The sequence below is a fragment of the Psychrobacter sp. G genome (genome assembly GCF_000418305.1).
GTDB classification, from domain to species: Bacteria; Pseudomonadota; Gammaproteobacteria; order Pseudomonadales; family Moraxellaceae; genus Psychrobacter; species Psychrobacter cryohalolentis.
On record NC_021661.1, the window covers coordinates 411,348 to 432,849 of the forward strand.

Annotated in this window: 16 protein-coding genes; 11 read left to right on the forward strand and 5 right to left on the reverse strand. The window is 44.2% G+C overall.

Translation table 11 applies throughout. The features are described 5' to 3' along the window. The first annotated feature begins 77 nt into the window (after positions 1–77). From PSYCG_RS01725 to PSYCG_RS01750, 6 genes are all read left to right on the forward strand, one after another. On the forward strand, positions 78–1,688 hold the full coding sequence (locus tag PSYCG_RS01725) for a carboxyl transferase domain-containing protein (protein WP_020442692.1): 1,611 nt from the start codon (positions 78–80) through the stop codon (positions 1,686–1,688). Between the two features lie 61 nt (positions 1,689–1,749). Next, positions 1,750–2,550, forward strand: a complete 801-nt coding sequence (locus PSYCG_RS01730) for an enoyl-CoA hydratase/isomerase family protein (RefSeq protein ID WP_020442693.1) — start codon at positions 1,750–1,752, stop codon at positions 2,548–2,550. Positions 2,551–2,613: 63 nt separating this feature from the next. Beyond that, entirely contained in the window at positions 2,614–3,042 is a 429-nt protein-coding gene (locus tag PSYCG_RS01735) for a GFA family protein (RefSeq protein WP_020442694.1), read from the forward strand. Between the two features lie 135 nt (positions 3,043–3,177). Then, on the forward strand, positions 3,178–5,292 hold the full coding sequence (locus PSYCG_RS01740; protein WP_020442695.1) for an acetyl/propionyl/methylcrotonyl-CoA carboxylase subunit alpha: 2,115 nt from the start codon (positions 3,178–3,180) through the stop codon (positions 5,290–5,292). 14 nt (positions 5,293–5,306) lie between these two features. Beyond that, positions 5,307–6,227 carry a hydroxymethylglutaryl-CoA lyase gene (locus tag PSYCG_RS01745; RefSeq protein ID WP_020442696.1) on the forward strand — a complete coding sequence of 307 codons (921 nt, stop codon included), beginning with the start codon at positions 5,307–5,309 and terminating at the stop codon, positions 6,225–6,227. Between the two features lie 203 nt (positions 6,228–6,430). Beyond that, the gene (locus PSYCG_RS01750; protein WP_020442697.1) at positions 6,431–7,618 is read left to right on the forward strand and encodes an isovaleryl-CoA dehydrogenase; all 1,188 of its coding nucleotides are present in this window, start codon (positions 6,431–6,433) and stop codon (positions 7,616–7,618) included. Between the two features lie 231 nt (positions 7,619–7,849). Here the strand turns inward: PSYCG_RS01750 and PSYCG_RS01755 are convergent, their stop codons facing one another. Both PSYCG_RS01755 and PSYCG_RS01760 read right to left on the reverse strand, forming a co-directional pair. Next, positions 7,850–8,578 carry a pantothenate kinase gene (locus PSYCG_RS01755; protein ID WP_020442698.1) on the reverse strand — a complete coding sequence of 243 codons (729 nt, stop codon included), beginning with the start codon at positions 8,576–8,578 and terminating at the stop codon, positions 7,850–7,852. Between the two features lie 37 nt (positions 8,579–8,615). Further along, positions 8,616–9,578, reverse strand: coding sequence for a biotin--[acetyl-CoA-carboxylase] ligase (locus PSYCG_RS01760; RefSeq protein WP_020442699.1), 963 nt, complete (start codon positions 9,576–9,578; stop codon positions 8,616–8,618). A 213-nt stretch (positions 9,579–9,791) separates the two neighbouring features. Here PSYCG_RS01760 and PSYCG_RS01765 point away from each other — a divergent pair, with 213 nt between their 5' ends. Then, complete coding sequence (locus PSYCG_RS01765) at positions 9,792–10,595, forward strand: sulfite exporter TauE/SafE family protein (protein WP_041772399.1); 804 nt, start codon at positions 9,792–9,794, stop codon at positions 10,593–10,595. A 3-nt stretch (positions 10,596–10,598) separates the two neighbouring features. Here the strand turns inward: PSYCG_RS01765 and PSYCG_RS01770 are convergent, their stop codons facing one another. After that, the gene (locus PSYCG_RS01770; protein ID WP_020442701.1) at positions 10,599–10,898 is read right to left on the reverse strand and encodes a DUF4298 domain-containing protein; all 300 of its coding nucleotides are present in this window, start codon (positions 10,896–10,898) and stop codon (positions 10,599–10,601) included. A 139-nt stretch (positions 10,899–11,037) separates the two neighbouring features. On the opposite strand from PSYCG_RS01770, the gene PSYCG_RS01775 reads away from it, so the two are divergent. The 4 genes from PSYCG_RS01775 to PSYCG_RS13095 all read left to right on the forward strand — a co-directional run bounded on the left by PSYCG_RS01775 (position 11,038) and on the right by PSYCG_RS13095 (position 20,183). Next, complete coding sequence (locus PSYCG_RS01775; RefSeq protein ID WP_020442702.1) at positions 11,038–14,982, forward strand: AAA family ATPase; 3,945 nt, start codon at positions 11,038–11,040, stop codon at positions 14,980–14,982. A 188-nt stretch (positions 14,983–15,170) separates the two neighbouring features. Then, positions 15,171–16,193, forward strand: a complete 1,023-nt coding sequence (locus PSYCG_RS01780) for a cell division protein ZipA C-terminal FtsZ-binding domain-containing protein (protein ID WP_020442703.1) — start codon at positions 15,171–15,173, stop codon at positions 16,191–16,193. Between the two features lie 180 nt (positions 16,194–16,373). Beyond that, the gene (gene ligA / locus PSYCG_RS01785) at positions 16,374–18,449 is read left to right on the forward strand and encodes an NAD-dependent DNA ligase LigA (RefSeq protein ID WP_020442704.1); all 2,076 of its coding nucleotides are present in this window, start codon (positions 16,374–16,376) and stop codon (positions 18,447–18,449) included. A gap of 12 nt (positions 18,450–18,461) precedes the next feature. Then, positions 18,462–20,183, forward strand: coding sequence for a tetratricopeptide repeat protein (locus tag PSYCG_RS13095; protein ID WP_020442705.1), 1,722 nt, complete (start codon positions 18,462–18,464; stop codon positions 20,181–20,183). Positions 20,184–20,235: 52 nt separating this feature from the next. Here PSYCG_RS13095 and PSYCG_RS01795 read toward each other — a convergent pair whose 3' ends face one another. Together PSYCG_RS01795 and PSYCG_RS01800 are read right to left on the reverse strand one after the other, a co-directional pair. Next, positions 20,236–20,766, reverse strand: a complete 531-nt coding sequence (locus PSYCG_RS01795) for a hypothetical protein (RefSeq protein ID WP_020442706.1) — start codon at positions 20,764–20,766, stop codon at positions 20,236–20,238. Between the two features lie 273 nt (positions 20,767–21,039). Next, positions 21,040–21,450: a hypothetical protein gene (locus PSYCG_RS01800; RefSeq protein ID WP_011512724.1), complete on the reverse strand. Its 411-nt coding sequence runs from the start codon at positions 21,448–21,450 to the stop codon at positions 21,040–21,042. Between the last annotated feature and the right edge of the window lie 52 nt (positions 21,451–21,502).

Genomic DNA, 21,502 nt, shown 5'->3' on the forward strand with positions numbered 1-21,502 from the left:
ATATTAAAATAACCAGTAGTTAGAATAATTCGCATAAAAAAGCTACTCGCATTTACGCATTAAAGAAAAGGGATATCATGAGCGCTATCATAACCAGTAAACTGAGTCCAAATGCCGCTGAATTTCAGCAAAATAGTGCCGCCATGCAAGAGGTCGTTGATGACTTGTATCAGCATCTGCGTAAAGTCGCCCAAGGTGGATCAGAGCGTGCGCGCGCCAAGCATTTAGCACGTGGTAAGCTATTACCTCGTGAGCGTGTCGAGTGTTTGCTTGATGTTGGTACGCCATTTTTAGAAGTAGCTCCGATGGCAGCGCACGATATGTATGGCGAAGATATCCCAGCGGCGGGTGTGATTGCTGGTATCGGTCGTATCAATGGCATCGAGTGTATGATTGTCTGTAATGATGCCACGGTAAAAGGTGGTACTTATTATCCAATGACGGTCAAAAAACATCTACGTGCCCAAGAAATTGCCCAAGAAAACAATTTGCCTTGTGTCTACTTAGTTGATTCTGGCGGTGCGAACTTGCCCAATCAAGATGAAGTATTCCCTGATAAAGAGCACTTCGGACGTATATTTTTTAATCAGGCGAATATGAGTGCCGCTGGCATTCCACAGATTGCGGTGGTCATGGGCAGCTGTACGGCTGGTGGAGCTTATGTACCAGCGATGAGTGACGAGTCTATTATTGTTAAAGAACAAGGAACTATCTTTTTAGGTGGTCCGCCACTGGTGAAAGCCGCAACAGGTGAAGAAGTCACAGCAGAAGATTTGGGCGGCGGCGATGTACATACGCGTTTGTCGGGGGTGGTCGATCATTTGGCGCAAAACGATACCCATGCGTTATCAATCGCGCGTAATATCGTTAGCCACTTAAACCGTTCTGCTAAACAGATTCCAAATCAAATAAAACCACGTCCACCGCGCTATGATGCCAAAGAGCTATATGGCGTCATTCCAACTGATAAGCGTAAGCCATTTGATATTAGAGAAATTATCACTCGTATCGTCGATGACAGTGCCTTTGATGAATTTAAAGCGCGCTTTGGCACGACATTAGTATGTGGTTTTGCTCATATCGAAGGTATGCCAGTGGGTATTATTGCCAATAATGGCATCTTATTTAGTGAATCTGCACAAAAAGGTACGCACTTTATTGAGCTGTGCTGTAAGCGCAAAATCCCATTAATATTCCTCCAGAATATTACTGGCTTTATGGTTGGTCGTAAATACGAGAACGAAGGTATTGCCCGTCATGGTGCCAAGATGGTGATGGCGGTAGCGAATGCCAAAGTACCAAAATTCACCGTTATTGTTGGTGGCTCATTCGGTGCTGGTAACTACGGTATGTGTGGACGTGCTTATAGCCCGCGCTTCTTATGGATGTGGCCAAATGCGCGCATTTCTGTGATGGGCGGTGAGCAAGCGGCGTCGGTATTGGCAACGGTTAAGCGTGATAACTTTGACCGTAAAGGCGAGGCGTGGAGTGATGAAGACGAAGCAGCATTTAAAGCGCCGATTCGTGAGATGTATGAAGAGCAAGGTCATCCTTATTATGCTACTGCTCGTTTATGGGATGATGGCGTGATTGACCCTGCTGATACGCGTAACGTGTTGGCGTTAGCGCTTAGCGCAGCTCATAATTCACCGATTGAAGAGACAAGCTTTGGTGTCTTTAGAATGTAGTGTTGAACGGTATATCGCCAGACATTTAGCGCTCATAAATACATAAAATATAGAGAAAGATATGCAACAAAATTTGAATCATTATAAAAGTCTATTGGTTGACGTTGAGCAGCACGTTGCAACAGTAACCTTGAATCGCCCTGAGATACGTAACGCCTTTAATGATGAAATGATTGCTGAGCTAACCGATGCATTCAAAACGCTTGGCGCTGATGATCAAGTACGCGTTATCATTTTAGCAGCGGCTGGTAAAGCCTTTTGTGCGGGTGCCGATTTGAATTGGATGCGCGCCATGGCGGATTATAGCTATGAAGAGAACCTAGCGGACGCGGATAAATTGGCACAAATGCTTAAGACCATTTATGAGTGCCCAAAACCAACGATAGCAGCGGTACAAGGGGATGTTTATGCAGGCGGCATGGGTTTGGTTGCTGTCTGTGATGTAGCTATCGCTGTAAGAATTGCCAATTTTTGTCTTAGCGAAGTGCGTCTGGGCTTAGCACCTGCCACTATCAGTCCTTATGTGATTAGAGCCTTAGGTGCCAGAGCCTCACAGCGTTATTTTCTCAGTGCGGAAGTATTTGATAGCAAAAAAGCCCGTCAGCTTGGCTTTATCCATGAGCGCGTCAGTGAAGAGTCGCTTGATGATGCAGTTGCAGAATTTTGTGCCAAAGTAGTCAAAAATAGCCCTGAGGCCGTCAAAACCTGCAAGCGCTTATTGCATGAAGTCGCGGGCGCACCAATTACCGATGAACTAATTGCCGATACGGTCAAAGACATCGCTGATATCCGCTCATCAGAGCAGGGCAAAGAGGGCGTACAAGCATTTTTGCAAAAGCGTAAACCTGATTGGTTAATTTAGGGTGACAAGACTTAGAATAAGCTGTTTAAGAGTCAGACGTTATTCAAAAAAGGTGACAGTATAATGTTAGGAAAATGCTTGTGTGGTGATATCGAGTTTTCTGTTGACATACAGACTGACCCTTTTAAGATTTATCAGTGCCATTGTTCATTGTGCAAAAAACAATCAGGCTCAAGCGCCAATTCAGCGACCATTATCGAAGCGACCCATTTCAAATGGATAAAAAGTGAAAATATAAAAAGCTGGCAAAAAGAGACGGGGTTTAGCTCACATTTTTGTACAAACTGTGGCTGTTCTGTTCCCAATGCCTTTGCAAGTAAGTATTACTGGATACCCGTGGGTTTATTAGAGTTTGATAATAAGTTAGTTGCTATAGAGGTTGTCGCTAACTTCTGCTTAAGCACAAAGTCCAATTGGCATAGTGTCAATATAACGTCTAAAAACTTCGATGCGTTACCTAACTTCAAAAATATATTGGAACTTTTATCCTAAATTCTTAGGATTTTTCCAACTGAGTTTAAAACGTAAATATTCTAAATGATATTTAGAAAGATCATTAGAAAATAATAAAATTATCATTAGCTTTCTGCAATTTTTTAAGTTATAGATTAAACGATAAGGACTGTCATGTTTTCTAAAATTCTAATTGCCAATCGTGGTGAAATTGCCTGCCGTGTAGCCGCGACTGCCAAGCGTCTAGGTGTAAGTACCGTTGCGGTTTATTCTGATGCTGACCGTGAGGCTAAGCACGTGTCTGTCTGCGATGAAGCTATCTATTTGGGTGGTTCGGCTCCTAAAGATAGCTATCTGAAAGGCGATGCTATTATTGCCATTGCAAAAGAGACTGGCGCACAAGCTATTCACCCAGGTTATGGTTTTTTGAGTGAAAATGCGGACTTTGCCCAAGCTTGCCAAGATGCAGGTTTGGTCTTTATCGGGCCATCTGCGGACGCTATCCGTGCCATGGGCGGAAAATCTGAGTCCAAACGTTTGATGGAAGCGGCTTGCGTGCCACTAATACCCGGCTATCATGGTGAAAATCAAGATGCTCAATTTTTGCAGCAGCAAGCCGATAGCATTGGCTATCCTGTACTGATTAAAGCCAGTGCTGGTGGTGGTGGTAAAGGTATGCGTATCGTTGAGCAGTCCAGTGACTTTATTGATTTATTAGACTCTTGTCGCCGTGAAGCGATTACCAGTTTCGGTAACGATCAAGTATTGATCGAAAAATACGCATTGAAACCACGCCATATCGAGATTCAAGTCTTCGGTGATACGCATGGTAATTATGTCCATCTGTTTGAGCGAGATTGCTCGGTACAGCGTCGCCATCAAAAAGTATTAGAAGAAGCGCCGGCACCGGGTGTCGATGCGGCGATGCGTGAAGCAATGGGAACAGCGGCAATTGAAGCTGCACGTGCGGTCAATTATTTTGGTGCAGGTACGGTTGAGTTCATCGTTGAGCAGCGCGAAGGTTCGATGAACTTTTATTTTATGGAAATGAATACCCGTCTGCAAGTTGAGCATCCGGTCAGTGAAGCTATCTCTGGCGTCGACTTGGTCGAATGGCAGCTATTGGTCGCGGCAGGTTTGCCATTACCGAAAAAACAGGAAGAGCTGGCTATCAACGGACATGCGATTGAAGCACGTATTTGTGCTGAAAATCCTGACAATGGATTTTTACCAGCTACGGGTACGCTATTCACTTATCAAAAGCCTGAGCATAGTACTTTCGTCATTAATAAGAACAGCACGGATGTACGTGTCGATGACGGTGTACGCGAAGGTGATGTGATTAGCCCATTCTACGACTCTATGATTGCAAAGCTTATCGTTCATGCGCCTACTCGCGAGCAAGCGTTAGCCAAGCTTGATCGTGCTCTGGCCCAAACGCGCATCGTCGGTCTGCCAAATAACGTCGCATTTTTGCGCTATATTCTTAATACGGAATCATTCAGCCAAGCCAATCTTGATACTGCGCTGATTGAGCGTGAGCGTGAGCAGCTGTTTGATCAGCATCCGCTTGAGTTATCGACGCTTGCGGTTACTGCTATTGCGCAGCAGCTTGCCAATGAAGCGACAACGCAAGGGTCAGATCCTTTTAGCAAGCCTACGGGTTTCCGTGCCTTTAGCGATTATACGCGCTCGTTTAGCTTAGTTTATAATGAGCAATCTTATAAAGCTCTTATTAGCAACTGGCACAATGCAAGTTGTTCAGATAACAAAAAGGGCAGCGATAACCTCAGTAGCTTTACGCTAGTTATTGGGAAAGAAGTTGCGAACACTCAAGATAACAGCAACGCTAATGTAGCTGCCCAGATAGAAACTGTATATGAAGGTCAAGTCAGCTATAGCAGTATTGACGCACACAATCATACTCTATGGTTAGATGGTGCTCGTATCAACGCCCAAAGCTGGACAAACCATGAGGCCGTCTATGTCTTTACCGATAACGGACGAGATGAGATTACCCTCGTTGATATCATGGCGCATGTTGGTGAAGAGAATGCGGCGGTCGGTAGCTTAAAGTCGCCAATGCCAGGGCAAGTCGTGGCCTTCAAAGTTGCAGTCGGTGATACGGTGAAAAAAGGCCAGCCATTGGCTGTCATTGAAGCGATGAAAATCGAACATACCATTACGGCACCGACAGATGGCGTGGTTGCAGAACTATTATTTGGCGCAGGTGACTTGGTTGCCGATGGCGATGAGTTGCTGCGTATTGACAGTGCAGATAATAAGTAAAAAGGATGATAAGCATGAATCACTCGTACCCAAAACACGTCACCATCGTCGATGTCAGTCCACGTGATGGGCTACAAAATGAATCAATGACGGTACCGACTGCGGTTAAGCAAAGGCTTATCAACGATTTGATTGCCGCAGGGGTTAAAAAGCTTGAGGCTACTAGCTTTGTCTCGCCAAAGTGGGTACCGCAAATGGGCGACAATAGCACGCTGTTAGAGGCACTTGCAGCCACACGCCACATTGATGTGAGCTATTCGGTATTGGTGCCGAACATGCGCGGTTTTGAAAATGCCATCGTGCATCGTCCTGATGAGATCGTCATCTTTGGCTCAGCAAGCGAAACCTTTAGCCAAAAAAATATCAACTGCAGTATTGATGAGAGTATTGAGCGTTTTACACCAGTGGCTGCCGCGGCTAAAGCGCAAGGGATCAAGGTGCGCGGCGTCATCTCTTGTACGGTAGGTTGCCCTTATGAAGGCGAAATTGACCCTAGCCAAGTAGCTTACGTTACCAAGCGTTTGGTTGAGATAGGCTCGGAGCAAATTGGTATTGCAGATACCATTGGTGTTGGTACACCGCTCAAGGTACAGCGGGCGCTACAAGCTGCATTAGAATATGCTGATATCAGCATGTTGTCAGGGCATTTTCATGATACTTATGGTCAAGCGTTAAGTAATACCTTAGCTGCCTTACAAATGGGTGTCAGTGAATTTGATACCTCCGTCGCTGGACTTGGTGGTTGTCCTTACGCCAAAGGCGCAACGGGCAATGTCGCTACTGAAGATGTGGTTTATATGCTGCATGGTATGGGTATCAGTACTGGTATTGATTTGGATAAATTGGTCGTGGCAGGCGAGCGTATCAGTGAGTTTTTAGGTCGTCCAAATGGTTCAAACGTGGCACGTGCCTTAATCAATAAAAGTCAGTCTTAAATAGAGTCAATCCACTATAAAAGTATGACAGCGTTAACCTCGCTTGAAGTATTCAATATACATCGACATTCGGTTGCCTTGTCATACTTTCACATTGAATTGACTAGGACATTAAAAACGGTATCAAAAATATAGTGGCTTTAAAAAACAGATTAGAACCTAAACGTTAAAAATATCAAAATATCAAAACACAAGGAATAGTTATGAGTTTACCTGGATTGAATTTTCAGCTTGGCGAAGATATTGATGCCCTACGCGATATGGTACAGCAGTTTGCAACCAATGAAATCGCCCCACGTGCTGCCGAGATTGACAGTAGCGATGAGTTCCCGATGGATCTGTGGCAAAAGATGGGTGATATTGGCCTACATGGCATTACCGTTCCTGAAGAGTACGGCGGCTCTAACATGGGCTACGTCGCACATATGGTCGCGATGGAAGAGATTAGCCGTGCTTCTGCCTCTGTAGCGCTAAGCTATGGTGCGCACTCAAACCTATGTATTAACCAAATCAAACGTAATGGTTCAGAGGAACAAAAGCAAAAATATCTGCCTAAGCTCATCAGTGGCGAATTTATAGGCGCACTAGCCATGAGTGAGACAGGCGCTGGCTCAGATGTAGTCAGTATGAAGCTAAAAGCCGAAGAAAAAGATGGCAGCTACATTTTAAACGGTAGCAAAATGTGGATTACCAATGGTCCTGATGCTGACGTAATGGTAGTTTATGCTAAGACTAATCCAGAATTAGGCGCTAAAGGCATGACCGCTTTTATCGTTGAAAAAGGCATGGAAGGCTTTGGCACGGCGCAAAAGCTTGATAAGCTCGGCATGCGTGGTAGCCATACTGGTGAGATGACCTTTAATAATGTTTCAGTACCGAAAGAGAATATCTTGGGTGGATTAAACGAAGGCGTTAAGGTACTGATGAGCGGTCTTGATTATGAACGCGCGGTATTAGCCGCAGGTCCTATCGGTATCATGCAAGCAGTGATGGACAATGTCGTGCCTTATATCCATGATCGTAAGCAGTTCGGTCAAGCCATCGGTGAGTTCCAGCTTATCCAAGGTAAAGTTGCAGACATGTATACGATACTGCAAGCAGGTCGTAGCTTCTTATATACGGTCGGGAAAAACCTCGATATGTTGGATGCGCGCGGTGCCGGTCATAGTCGAGAAGTACGTAAAGACTGCGCCAGTGTGATTCTATGGTGTGCCGAAAAAGCCACGTGGATGGCAGGCGAGGGCATTCAAATCTTTGGTGGTAATGGCTATACCAACGAGTATCCACTTGGTCGTTACTGGCGCGATGCCAAGCTTTATGAGATTGGCGCGGGTACCAGTGAGATTCGCCGTATGCTAGTCGGTCGTGAATTGTTTAAAGAGACTAAGTAAGAATTATTGAGTGTTCATTAGATATTAAGTTCAAAATAAAATGGATACATTAATATCCTCGTGCTAATGGGCTAAATTTTTCTTGCGTGCTGTTCGCAGGCGTGACAGAGTCCGCCAATAGCTCATCCCTTTAGCACTCTATATTGGTCTCAAATCAAATAGACATAAAAAAGCAGGACGTTTTAAGCGTCCTGCTTTTTTAATTTCTAGCTTATAAAAATTTTTCAGTCATCATGCCTGTTTACTATGATCAAAATAGCGCGCAAGACCATTTAATAATAAATCATCGCGTAGGCGTACAGGGCGATTGACGTGTTGGGCGATAATAGCTGCATCACCGCCAGTCATGATCACTTCAAAGTTGGGATGACGTGTGCTAATCTCGTTAATAGCACCAACGATGGACAATAATATCCCACGATGGACCGCATCTTGCGTGGTGGTGCCCTGACTGACGCTATCAAAAGTACCGTTAGAGATGGTGATTTGCTTGGTGCCAGAAAACAACGACTCACGTTGTAGATAGATGCTTGGGAAAATATAACCGCCTAAATGCTCAGCGTGATCAATCAAATCAATCGTCACCGCCGTGCCGCAGCCAATCACACATTGACGTTTGGTTCTATCCACTGCGCCGAGCATCTGTAGCCAGCGGTCACAGCCGAGCTGCTCATCATTATAAGCGCTTTTCATCAGCGGATAATTGGCATCGACGTGGACAAATTCAAACGGAATATTAAGGCGACTGAGCGTTTCTGAGACTTTGACATTGAGATCATCGCCGAGCACTGATGAGATACCGATAAAGTCAGGGGCATAACGCTCAAAGCGGTCGGTCAAACCCATGAGTAATTCAGCAGGTGCTTGCAAATGTTGCTTGGCATCATGTGAGACTATCTGTCCGATATCATCGGTCAGCCAGTATTTAAGGCGAGTATTGCCGAGATCAAGCCAGAGCATAAAATTCCCTTTAGATAGAGCGCATTTAGTAAATGCTTTAAGCGTTATCAATAACGTCGATGCGTCCGGTAAAAAGCGCAGAAATATTACCGTTATCTTGACGCAATTGCAAACATCCATGTGTATCAATACCGCAAGCATAGCCAGTGAGGATCTCTGTTTGACCGTTGTGCTCTTGGGTAATACGTAAGCGCCGTCCTGCTAGTGCATCCATTGAGTCAAATTGCTGCAAAAAGCTGTCTAAATTATAGGTTTGACCAGTTGGCTTCTCTAACCCTAAATGCTCAAAGCGTGTCATTGCTGCCATGAGTGCTTTACTCATTTGTTGATAAAGCTCTCGTAGACTTGGCAGCGTACTTGCTGGTTTATCTGGCGCTAGCAGCTGCTCGATATCTTGTAAGCTAATGGCTTGGTAGCTCATACCTTCGCAGGTTTGGGCAGTAAGCATGGGAGTTGCTTGTACATTAAGACCAACTCCCATTACCACGCCGACCAATTTGCCCGCTTGGGTAACCGGCTCAATTAATATACCAGCCAGTTTGCTAAATTGAATAATTTTCGTGCTTGATACGGCTTCATCCGTTACAGAGAAAGATTGATAAAAACCCAAATCATTCGCCCATTTTACCCCGATGGGCGTTAAGTCTTGAGCATGTAATTGTTCATTTAATGTTTGAATAACGGGCATTTTTGCCAACTCAATACCGATGATTAACGACAATAAACCGCTAATCGGCACATGAACTGGATAGTATAACGATAGATAAACATTGCCACGTGGTGATTGCCATGAACGCCCATGTTGTCCACGACCTGCGCTTTGGGTTTCGGCTGTCAGTAAATGCATTTCATGGGCATTGAGCGTGCCATCCTGTACCGCTATGATAAGCTCGCTGTTGGTCGAGACGCTGCTAAATAGGTGCCGATGGTTAAGCTCTGGCAAATGAGTAAGCAGGTGAGACTTAGAGTCGCAGTCAGATAAAGAGTCGAGTGGCAGCATACGTTTTTTCGCTTTGGTTAATAGAGCAAAGGTGATAAATGTGGCAAGAGAATTTTTTGATATACTGAGCGATGGTCACAAATATTCAATACAGAGTAGATAGGATAAAGGTCAGTATACGATTTGGCAAATGCAATTAAGCGTATGATAAGTAAGTGCTGAAAAGATAAAGTAATCTAGTAAAAAGAAGCAGGATAAAAGGCTAATTCGATGATGTTATATGTATGGTTTGTGATTGCAGGGGCGTTTGCTGGCGTCAGCGCCGGCTTGTTTGGCGTCGGTGGCGGTATGATTATCGTACCAGCATTGCTCTGGATTTTTGCGGCTTATAATTTTCCTCCTGAAGTAATCACGCATTTAGCTATTGGTACCTCACTTGCAACTATTGTTGTAACCTCAATTAGCTCAATGACAGCCCACAATAAACGCGGTGGTGTACGCTGGGAAGTATGGCGCAAGATGGCATTGGGCTTGGTCATCGGTAGTCTGGTTGGTGCCGGTATTGCGGACATGATTGATGGCAAAGTGTTACAAGCTATCATCGGTGTTGGTGCATTACTGGTCGCGCTAAAAATGCTCTTTTTATCCAATAAGGAGCAGCTCGGTAAGCCGTTGCCATCTACTGGTGTACAGTTTAGCGCCGGTACGGGCATTGGCATGGCGTCCTCTATCTTTGGTATTGGCGGCGGTAGCTTGACCGTGCCATTTTTAAACTGGGCAGGGCTACCGATGAAGCAATCGGTCGGTACGTCTGCCGCTTGTGGTTTACCTATTGCATTGGCTGGTGCAGCAGGATTTGCATGGTTTGGTCAAGATGTGGTTAATATGCCCGAAGGTACGATAGGCTTTGTCCATATCACAGGATTCTTATGTATTTCCGTTGCTAGCTTTGCGATGGCAAAGGTCGGTGCCAAACTTGCCCACGTACTGCCTGCGCTCACGCTTAAGCGAGCTTTTGGCATATTATTGTTATTTGCGGGTGGACAGTTATTGTTAAGTGGGATTGGGATAATTTAGGTTTTACTTTTTATCAATCGCATCTAGCCCTAAACGCATCCATTTTCTTGCCAGCTCATCATGGTCGCTGAGCATACTCCACAGCGCATCTTCACTAAAGATAGAGTGCTCTTTACCTGAGTGCTCAATGGACAGATCCGCTTCACGATCTGTCATCCATTGTGGATTAAGATAGTAATCTTTCAACTCGTTTAGCAATGCTTCAGCTTGCAAAAACTGCTGTTGCGCTTTAAGCTGCTGGCGGTATAGTGCGCGCCATTGCTCATATTTTTGCTGTAGTTCCTGCGGATTATAGTTAGTCATTTTAATTCTCTTAATTTTTAGCGTTTAAATTAATGATATTGATTTTAAGCCATATTACAGCGTCCCTCATAAACCCTAAAAATTTAGCGCAATTTGAGGTAGAATAGCCGCCTGTTTTTGCTAAGTTTACTGATTATTCATGCGTTTAAAATCTCTCAAGCTGGCAGGCTTTAAATCCTTTGCCAATCCTACCACTTTTACCTTCCGCCATGGCATCACCGCCATTGTCGGGCCAAATGGCTGCGGCAAATCCAACGTCATTGATGCCATTCGCTGGGTGCTGGGCGAGACCTCTGCCAAGCAGCTGCGTGGCGGCGCGATGAGTGATGTTATCTTTGCGGGTACGCAAGATAAAGCCGCCAAAAGTGTTGCTAGTGTCGAGCTGACCTTTGAGCATACGCAAGACGAGCAGAATGGCATTCGCCATGAGTTTAATTTATATCAAGAGTTGTCCGTTCGCCGTCAGGTAAATTTGGAAGGGCGCTCGGATTATTTTATCAATGGCACGCGCTGCCGTCGTCGTGATGTGATCGATGTATTCTTGGGTACGGGTCTTGGCGCGCGCAGTTATGCCGTTATCGAGCAGGGTATGATTGGGCGTATTGTTGAATCTAGCCCACTGCAGCTACGTGAGTTTATCGAAGAAGCGGCAGGGGTTTCGCGCTATCAAGCGCGCCGTGAAGAGACGCAAAAGAAGTTAGAGAAAACTAAAGACAATTTGGCACGTCTGCATGATATGCAAAGCGAGCTGGTCAGCCAACAAAAACGCTTGTCTAAGCAAGCCGCCAGTGCTGAGCGTTATGAAGAGCTGGCGTTAACGCTTGCTGATATTAAACAACAACTTGCCATTCAACAATTATATCAAGCCAAACATAATCAGCAGCAGCAGAAAATCGCTCATGAGCGTAGTGCCACTGAGGTTGCAACCTTACAAGCCGACTATGAGACTCTAAAAGCTAAACAAGATAAGCTTGCGGCATATATCAATCAGGAGCAGTGGCTCAAAGACGATGCCCAAAGCAGCCATTATCAACAGCAGTTAAGCTATCAACAAGCTGAGCACCAGCTCAGTGATGCCAAGTCACAGCTGACCACCATTGAGCAGCAACTTGCCAGTTTAGAGCAGCAGCGTCAGCAAGCAGTCGATGAAATTGAGCGCTTAAAATCTGATGAAGCTGAGCAGCAGAAGGTGCTAGAATTATTGCGTCCGAAGCTTATTGAATTAACGAATAAACGTGACACGCATAAACGCAGCGAGCAACCGTTGCAGCGCGCCTACCATGACGCGCAAAATCAGCTGTCACGCCTGCAAGATAATGCGCGCTCGCTTGAACAGCAGCAAGCGATTAATAGCCAAGCACAAAAACGTTATCAGCAAAATCATGATAAATGGCAGCGCCGCCAGCAAAATTGGCAAAATCTCTGGCAGCAATTACAACAGTCTGTATCTCTAAATAATAGTGCTGACGAGCAAGAGCCGGCTGATGCGAACAATTTACAGCACACATTAGACACGCAAGTGACTGAGCTAAATAAACAGCTGCAACAGATTGAGCGTCAACAAGATAGCGTTGATGAACGTCTGTCAGAGCTACAACCGCAAGCGCATGATTTACAACAGCGTTTAAACATGCAGCAGCGCGAGTTGAGTGAATATGAAAAACGTCATGCCGTATTGGCAAGTGAGTACGATACCCTACACCAGATATTGCATCCTAAACCTATTCCAAAATCGCAACCGCTTGTTCATGCAAAAACTGCTGATGTTAAAGGTGAGTTAGGAAGCGAAATAGCTAACGATTATAAAGAGCTGGCCATATCAACCTTGCGCGAGCAGATTGAGCTAAGCGAGAAAGGCAAACAACATGCGCAATTACTCGATAGCGTATTGGCGTTGTGGTTGGATAGTCATGTATTGATTGATAAAGCATCTAATCAACAACACACCAGAGGTTTTCAAGAAGCGAAAAGCTTATGGCAAGTGCTTGAACATGATTTGGATAGTCTGTTTATTTATCAAATGGCACAAAACCAGCCTATTTCTAATAAAGATAAATCGTCAGTAGGTATGGGTCACAGCTTATGGTTATCTGCTACGCAAAATGAGTTAGCTATAAAACCATTTATCAGTAAATTGCCAGATACTCTAAGTGATAGAGTACTACCTTTATCAGAGCTGATTAGCGCACCGAACTTAGCGCTTTGGCAGCAATGTTATTTATATATTGCGCAACCTGAGACAAATAATAAGCAAACGTTAGAAGTGCTTGCTGAGATTTTAAAGGCATTGCCATCATCAGCCATTTTGCTAACGTCTGATGGCTGGCTTATCAGTCGTCAGGGGACGATTAATCTAAGTAAGTTTGCTGGCGCGCAAAATGGTCAAAACGATAGCAATAGTCAATTTTTAACTCAGCGTTTACAGCAGCGCAGCCGTCTGCAAGTGTTAGAAGATCTGCTTGATGAATTTGAGGTCAAAATACAAGATAAGCAAAAGGCTATTGCTAATAATCAGCGTAACTATGATGCACTAACGGTCAGCTTAGAAGAAACCCGCGCGCAAGCTGAGCAATTGACCCGTGACCAGCATAAATATCAGCAGCAGCTCACCACTCAACGCGCTAATGCTGAGCGTCTACAAGCGGACAGCCAACGCTTAAGCGCTGATAAAATAGCCCTTGAGCAAGAGCAGCAAGAGCTTAAGCAAGAACAACAAACGCTTAATAATGAGCTACAGGACATCCAAAGCGAAATAGCGGCGCTAACGCCACAAATCACCGATGCTCGAGCGACAACGCAGCAATTACAAGCTGAGCGCGGTGAGTTAAGTCGCACCCGTCAGGCAGACGATGATGAGTGGCAAGTATTGCAGCTGCGTATCCAGCAGAGCGAGATACGTGTAGAACATGGCGTAAGCAGCCTTATGCGTGTGACCGAGCAACACGATAAGTCACTGCAAAGCGAGAAAATTTTACAGACAAATTATGAACAGCAGCAAAAAAAGCTGCCAGCACTGCAAGCAGCCCTGCAAACAGTGCAAACGGCGCGTGATGAGCAGCAGACGTTATTAACAAGGCGTGAGACAGCATTAACGGCGCTTAAGCAAGAGTATAATCAGCAGCAGGTCGAGCTAGATACGCTGCAACATACATTGCAAACTCAGCAGTCTGAACTTGCACGTCTCGCCACCGAACTGGCATTAAGCGCTGCAAAATTAGAGGATGCTAGCAGCGATACACAAGAAGCGCTAGATACGTACTCTAATGCGAGTCATAAATATAAAGCGCAGTTGGATATATCTCAGCAGCCACAGCATCAGCAACAAGTGATGAGTGTCTCAAACTTATTGGCAGATTTTATCGCTCATGATCGCCGTGTGCGTCCAGACAAAATCGCAGAATTAGAATCTGAGTGTAACAAGCTTGAGCAGCAATTAAGCAAAATTGGCGCAGTTAATCTTGCAGCCGTGGCAGAGTTGGCAGAAGTTAATGAACGTTTAGAGCCACTGGCGCAGCAGACCGCAGATATTGCTGCCAGTATGCAAACATTGACAGAAGCGATTGCCTCGATTGATGAAACTACCAAGACACTATTTATGCAGACACTTGATGCGGTTAATAATGAGCTTGCTAACTTATTTGCCAAAGTCTTTGGTGGCGGGCAAGCAAGCTTAACCCTAAATACTGAGGATATGCCTGCTAATGCGCCAAAATCAGAACAGTGGCGGGCAGGGCTGACTTTGATGGCACAGCCAAAAGGTAAGCGTAATAGTCGATTAGCCGTGTTATCAGGCGGTGAAAAAACCCTGACCGCGCTGAGCTTAATTTTTGCGATATTTAAGCAGCATCCAGCCCCATTTTGCGTGCTTGATGAGGTTGATGCGCCGCTTGATGATGCTAATGTCGCTCGTTTTACCAGTCTCATTCATGAATTAGCAGACGATTTGCAGTTTATCTTTATTAGCCATAATAAATTAACCATGCAAATTGCTGATGAATTAAAAGGTGTTACCATGCCAAGCGCAGGGATTTCTACCTTGGTCAGCGTATCGCTCGATGAAGCCGCACTTTATATTGCTGAATAGCAAAAATAGTGATAACTGGCAGCGATTGTCAGTGGTATAGTTAGGGGTCAGGGCAGAAGGTCACGCAAGTGTGTCAGCCTCACGGTAAACGATGACTATATGGTGACGATGTTAATTAGCCATGCTAGACTATTGCCATTTATTCCCTCTTATGTATTCTCTTTTGTCGTAGATTAGGATTATTTCTCATGACCGCTATTCAGTTTATATTGATCGCCATTGCTGCATTGATTGTGCTTGCCGGGCTAATTATGGTCATGCGTAGCTTTAAGCGTCGCAAAAATGCAGAAGCTGCCGCGGTCAATTATGATAAAAACGGTATTCCTATCATACCGCGTCATGAGCGCAATATCGTCGACCAGCCAGATTTAGATGACACGATCGCTGGCGAAACCAGTATCACGCCTGACCGCAGTTATCTGAATGCAGTCGTTGAAGATGCACCTTTGAGCCAAACGCGTCAGCAAGATGATGCACAGTTGATGTCTGGATACGATAATGTTAGTAGCGATGTAAACGATAGCTATAGCCAAGTAAATGATGAAGATTATGCGCGCTGGCAGGCAGAACAGCATAACGATAATAGCGAATTTACCTCTGATGCTGAGCAAATGCATATCGAACAAGAGCCTGATGCGTTTTCAAGCTTGGTATCGGCAACCGACAGCCTGATGCCATCTATTGATACGGCAGAAGAGCCAAGTTTCAATGATAATAGCCCGATACTTGATCAGCATTTATCAGAGCCGGTCGATGATACGCAAAATGCACCACTTATCAATGCCAAAGACAATATCAATATCACCATCTTGCCGCACCAATATCGTGACCGTCCAGCAGCGTTGATTCGCGGTCGTGATTTATTGGCATTGATCGATAAATATGGTCTGCGTTATGGCGCGATGAATATGTTCCATCGCTATGAGCAAAAAGACGGCACTGGTATGCTATGGTTTAGCATGATGGGCATCACCGATAGTGGTATCGCGCCTTTTGATCCGCATAGCGTGGCGACCAATAACTATAACGGTGTGGTGGTATTTTTGTCTTTGCCGCATCCTCAAGCGCTGCGCAGTTTCGACAGTATGATGAGCATCGCTTATATGATGGCAAGCGATTTGGACGCTGTGATGCTAGATGAAGAGAACGACCCAATCACGCCTGAATACAAGCAACAGCTACGCAACCAAGTGCGCGATTATGAAGGTTGATCGCTACCAAAGTTGATTACAATTGATAAATAGTATCAGTACTAAAAAAGGCAAATAGCGATTGACGTTATTTGCCTTTTTACTTTTTCAAACCATTCATTTTCATTAAAAGTTTATCCGAGTATCTTGCAAACTTGTTATCATATCGACATCTTGAATTGCAAAAAAAAGACGCCGACTATGACTGACCCTATTGCACCGCTTACCTCTAAAGACATCAATACTGCAAAATCTGCAGCAAACGAAGATGCTATCGTGGCTCAAATGCGCACGTTCATTGATGCCCTTAAAAAGCACAATTATGCCTATTATGTGCTCGACAATCCCATCTTAGAAGACAGCGAATACGATCAGTTGCGTCGCTCTTTATTGGCGCTTGAAGAACAATATCCCGATTTAATACAGCCGGATAGCCCAATCAATCAAGTTGGCGATATGCCGCTATCGGCATTTACGCAAGTCACCCATGATATTCCGATGCTGTCGCTTGGCAACGTCTTTGAATACGATGATTTGCGTGATTTTATGCGCCGCGTTAATGACCGCTTAAGCGTGGCTCAGCAAAGCCCTGAATACGAGATGGAGCTAAAGCTGGATGGTTTGGCAGTATCGCTCAAATATGCTTATGGCAAGTTTGTCCAAGCGGTGACACGCGGTGATGGGCAAACGGGCGAGGACATCACTCAAAATGCCAAAACCATTCGCAATTTGCCACTTTGGCTCGCGGCTGCAAGCGATATCCCCTTATTGGAAGTACGCGGTGAAGTGCTGATGCCGAAAGCGGGCTTTGAGCGTTTGAACCGCCTTGCTGAAGAAAAGGGAGACAAAACTTTTGCCAATCCACGCAATGCTGCCGCTGGGAGTTTGCGTCAGCTTGACCCTGCCATTGCCGCTAGCCGTCCGCTCGCGTTTTATTGCTATTCTGTCAATCAAGGGTTACCTGAGCATATCAAAACCCAATCAGCAGCGCTTGCATGGCTAAAAACCATTGGCTTTACCGTCAGTGCGGTCGAAGTAGTGCAAAATCCACGCGAGTCTCAAGCCTATTATGAATCGGTAAAGGAGACACGTGGCGAGCTGCCGTTCGAGATTGATGGTATGGTCATCAAGGTCAATAGCTTGGCATTACAGCAACAGCTTGGTTTTCTATCGCGTGAGCCGCGCTGGGCAACCGCTTATAAATTCCCTGCCGAAACTGTCATGACACGCTTGCACGCTATCGAGTGGCAAGTCGGACGCACTGGTGCCATTACGCCCGTTGGTAAATTAGAACCCGTGAAAGTCGGCGGCGTCACGGTCAGCAATGTCACCTTGCATAACTTTGGCGAGATTCAGCGCTTGGATGTGCGCGCAGGCGATATGGTGAGCGTCCACCGTGCAGGCGATGTGATTCCTAAAGTGACCCGTGTTTGGACAGATCAACGTCCAGAAAATTCTGAACCGGTACAGCTACCGTCGACCTGCCCAGTATGCGACTCACCTGTGGTGCTGCCCAAAGATGAAGCGTTGGCGCGTTGCACCGGTGGGCTATTTTGTCCCGCGCAGCAGGTCGAGGCGCTCATTCACTTTGTCTCGCGTCGGGCAATGGATATCGATGGCTTAGGCGCAAGTTGGCTGGTCAGCTTTTTTGAGCACGGTTTGGTCAAGACTGTCGCCGATCTTTATCAATTGCACAATCATCAAGACGAGCTGATTACGCTTGAGAAACTGGGCGAAAAATCGGTACAGAATATCCTCAGTGCTATCGAAGCCAGTAAGCATACGACATTGGCTCGCTTTATCTATGCGCTGGGTATTCGCGGTGTTGGTGAGACGACTGCGCAGAATCTTGCCCAACAATTTGGCGACCTTGATAGCCTAATGGCTGCTGATATCGAAAAGCTACTGCAAACGCCTGACGTCGGTGCGATCACCGCTGAACTTGCTTATAAATTCTTCCGCGCACCACATAATATCGAAGTCATAACGGCATTACGAGAAGCTGGCGTGCATTGGGATAAGGTTGAGCAAGTGGTGTCAGAGGGATTGCCGCTCGATGGTCAAACATGGGTGATTACTGGCGCGCTTGATAGCATGGCACGCGATGAAGCCAAAGCCAAACTGCAAGCGCTGGGTGCCAAAGTCTCAGTCAGTATTTCGGCAAAAACCACCGCGCTATTGGCAGGTGAGAAGGCTGGCTCGAAAATGGCTAAAGCTGAAAAACTTGGCGTTAAAGTAGTGGGTGAAGAAGAGTTTTTGGCGATGGTTGGGGAGTAGAAAGAAATGAGCATGGATAGCTACGAAAATTTAGATAAAGCGACTCGGAAAGAAATTGAGAGGTTGCAAGGTATTACTCGCGAGAAGTATGGAAGTCAAATATTTGCAGGTTCTCTATTTAGTATAGGAAAAATCTTGTATGAAAATAATTATATTAAAGACGCACTTGATGTCTGGCAAGTAATTGACCTTAATGATGAACCAGAGATATATGCAAATGCCTTGTTTGAAATAGGCAAGTGTGTTTTGCCTAGAAAAAGCTTAAAAATAGAAGATCTTGATAAGTGTATAAAAATATGGGAAAAGATTAAGCGTGAGTATTCTCATGAAGCTTATGCAAGAGGGCAACACGCGATTGTTTTTATGCACTTTTTAAAAGGTGATTTTAAACAGGCATTAATAACTCTAGATAATATTCTATATACAGACTGTCCCACAACGTTTGCTAGAGCAAATTATTTTTTAGGTAGAGAGCTAATCAAGAAAAATCCATTTTCAGAGGCAGACATAGCTAGCCCGCTTTTTATGAAGTCAATAGAACTTTTTCCTTATGAGTCTTCTTGCTATAGAAAAATATGTGATTTATCGGTGAGTGTTGAGACTCAAACCTTGGGAAATTTATATTTACAGTTATTTAATAAAGTTTTAAGCATAGTTGATATTTTGAAATTAGATTTTGGCAGTTCGTTAATTGAAGAGAAGTCCTCCGAAAGAAAGCTTGCCCACTATACAAGTACACATACTACTAATCTACTGCTGTCACTTGATGAGAAAAATGAGTTACCCAGCTCTTTTCGACTTAACACTATTAATAACGTTAACGATCCAAGTGAAGGCCATTTACTTATTAATTATTTGAATGATTCAAAAGAAGGCTATTTTCGAGCTCCTGACTTTGACAAGAAGCTACAAGCTTTTATTACTTGTTTTACCTTTAATCATGATAGCCTCAACCAGTTCAGGCTATACGGTAAGCAAGACAATAAAGAGGCATCTGGAATTAGCTTAGTATTTAATAAAAGCTTTTTTCAAAAATATAATTCTACTGTAGGATTGTCTTACGTAGCATTTGAAGACAATTCAAAGGGAAATAGCACAACTTCTGTTCATTATGAATCTGGTGAAAATAATATAGAAGCTATAAAAAAAATAAAAAAGCAGCCAGTAATGAGATGTGTTTATCTTGATCCTACTTCTGACTACATTCATTTAGCTCAGCGTAATCGACTAACGTTTTTCCGAGAGTTTAATGATGAAATTGTACAATTAGGAAGTGAACAGATAAGTAAAGCTGAACACGAGTGGAAGAAATATCAGAGCTTTATTGATAAAAAGACGGAAGATTTCAGAAGAGCTTTTATAGACCTTAAAATTGCTTATAAAGCTATTGCAGAAGAATTAAATAAGATTGAGGAAAAAAATCCGAGTTTATCAGATAAAATAAAGATTTTATTAAATGAAATTCTTTTACCTCTGAAATACCTTATCAAACATTCAGCATTTCAAGAAGAGCAAGAGTGTCGTATGGTTTATATGACTTCACTTGACGATGAAAAAGTAAAAATGGATTTTGGCAAGTTCTTATACGTTGAATATGAAACAGACGTAAAATCAAATCTTGATAAAATATATATCGCTCCTGCTGCTGGTCAATTTCAGCCCTACTTAGCAAAACTACTTTGCGATACGAATGTCAAAATTGAGCTTTCAAGTAACCCTTATCGTCAGACCTAATATTTTTTAGTAGCGTGTGTCATATATATCAAAACACACGCTACTAACTTTTCTACTCGGCCACCTCTCCATGCCCTTTTACATCACCTTCTTTACCATCTGGCTGTATCACGATAGGCAATACCAACCCTTTTGCAAATTCCCCAGCCAACACATAATCATAGCTGCTGGCAGCGACATCCGGCGTAGTATGAATGATCAGCTTCATATCTTTATCATCAGTCAGCTCATGCGAAACATAGCTTTCACTCAGCTGATCCAACGCTTTAGATAGTGCCTCATTACTTGCCATGCTTATCGTTAGATTATGCTGAGCCGTTGCATTATCTACCTTGAAATACTCTGCATAATCGCGGACATTTTGGCTATCAAGCGCAAACGGATATTGATAGTTAGCGAGATCGGCGGGCTTTTCGCCGCTATCCATAACTGACCAATCTATCGTATTTGCTACCGCTGAGCCCGTTGTCGATACCGCCGTATCAGCTTTTTTAACAGTAGTATCATTACTATTATCGCAGCCTGTCAGCGCCCACATACTGGCAGTCGTAATGATGAGCATAGTTATAAGACGCTTTGGCATCGAGGTATCCTATTTATGATAAATCATGAGATGTTTTGATAGAGGAGCTATTTTGACAGCTTTCTGTGTGCTTCTCTAGCGAAATGCAAAAAAGGATGCTTTTCACTCTAGCAATTTCTTATTCTAGTAAGGTAGATAAGAACACGAGTTTTTTATAAACCGTTTAACAGAGGAGGCACAAAAAAACAGCCATCTTTCAATGACTGTTTATAGTAATGCTCAGTCTAATAATTATACATTTATTATTATAAATGAATGATTAAACCGAAATAACTATCTACCTACTTGGCAGTTTACTTGGTATTCTTTACCATTTGCCCATTTCATAGCGAAGATACCTTTGTCGTCTTTCATGTGCCATGCATAGACCACTTCTGGGTTTGATTCATTCACATAGCTTGCTGTATCGCCTTGAACAGCGCCATTTAAGATAATTGGCTGGTTTGCCCAGTTTACTTTAGGCAAAGTGGCGTTTAGCATTACTTGCTTCTTATTGATTGACTGCTTTGCCAAGATTTTGCTGCCATCAGTACAGGTATAAGGTGCTGGTGCCATACGGTCATAAGCGGCGTCAGTCACGCTTTCTGAAGCAGGTGTATTTGGCGTAGTAGGAGCGGTAGTCGCACAAGCGCTTAATAGGGCAAGTGCAGGTAGAGCAGTAGCAAGTTTGGTTAGGGTATTCATGGCATTCTCCAAAAGTATAAAAGTCATCGTGTATTTGTTATTAACTATGCGT

Excerpts from the sequence above, each read along its gene's own strand:
- PSYCG_RS01725 (WP_020442692.1), top strand. The coding sequence starts at position 78 with ATGAGCGCTATCATAACCAGTAAACTGAGTCCAAATGCCGCTGAATTT.
- PSYCG_RS01730 (WP_020442693.1), top strand. The coding sequence starts at position 1,750 with ATGCAACAAAATTTGAATCATTATAAAAGTCTATTGGTTGACGTTGAG.
- PSYCG_RS01735 (WP_020442694.1), top strand. The coding sequence starts at position 2,614 with ATGTTAGGAAAATGCTTGTGTGGTGATATCGAGTTTTCTGTTGACATA.
- PSYCG_RS01740 (WP_020442695.1), top strand. The coding sequence starts at position 3,178 with ATGTTTTCTAAAATTCTAATTGCCAATCGTGGTGAAATTGCCTGCCGT.
- PSYCG_RS01745 (WP_020442696.1), top strand. The coding sequence starts at position 5,307 with ATGAATCACTCGTACCCAAAACACGTCACCATCGTCGATGTCAGTCCA.
- PSYCG_RS01750 (WP_020442697.1), top strand. The coding sequence starts at position 6,431 with ATGAGTTTACCTGGATTGAATTTTCAGCTTGGCGAAGATATTGATGCC.
- PSYCG_RS01755 (WP_020442698.1), bottom strand. The coding sequence starts at position 8,578 with ATGCTCTGGCTTGATCTCGGCAATACTCGCCTTAAATACTGGCTGACC.
- PSYCG_RS01760 (WP_020442699.1), bottom strand. The coding sequence starts at position 9,578 with ATGCTGCCACTCGACTCTTTATCTGACTGCGACTCTAAGTCTCACCTG.
- PSYCG_RS01765 (WP_041772399.1), top strand. The coding sequence starts at position 9,792 with ATGTTATATGTATGGTTTGTGATTGCAGGGGCGTTTGCTGGCGTCAGC.
- PSYCG_RS01770 (WP_020442701.1), bottom strand. The coding sequence starts at position 10,898 with ATGACTAACTATAATCCGCAGGAACTACAGCAAAAATATGAGCAATGG.
- PSYCG_RS01775 (WP_020442702.1), top strand. The coding sequence starts at position 11,038 with ATGCGTTTAAAATCTCTCAAGCTGGCAGGCTTTAAATCCTTTGCCAAT.
- PSYCG_RS01780 (WP_020442703.1), top strand. The coding sequence starts at position 15,171 with ATGACCGCTATTCAGTTTATATTGATCGCCATTGCTGCATTGATTGTG.
- ligA (WP_020442704.1), top strand. The coding sequence starts at position 16,374 with ATGACTGACCCTATTGCACCGCTTACCTCTAAAGACATCAATACTGCA.
- PSYCG_RS13095 (WP_020442705.1), top strand. The coding sequence starts at position 18,462 with ATGGATAGCTACGAAAATTTAGATAAAGCGACTCGGAAAGAAATTGAG.
- PSYCG_RS01795 (WP_020442706.1), bottom strand. The coding sequence starts at position 20,766 with ATGCCAAAGCGTCTTATAACTATGCTCATCATTACGACTGCCAGTATG.
- PSYCG_RS01800 (WP_011512724.1), bottom strand. The coding sequence starts at position 21,450 with ATGAATACCCTAACCAAACTTGCTACTGCTCTACCTGCACTTGCCCTA.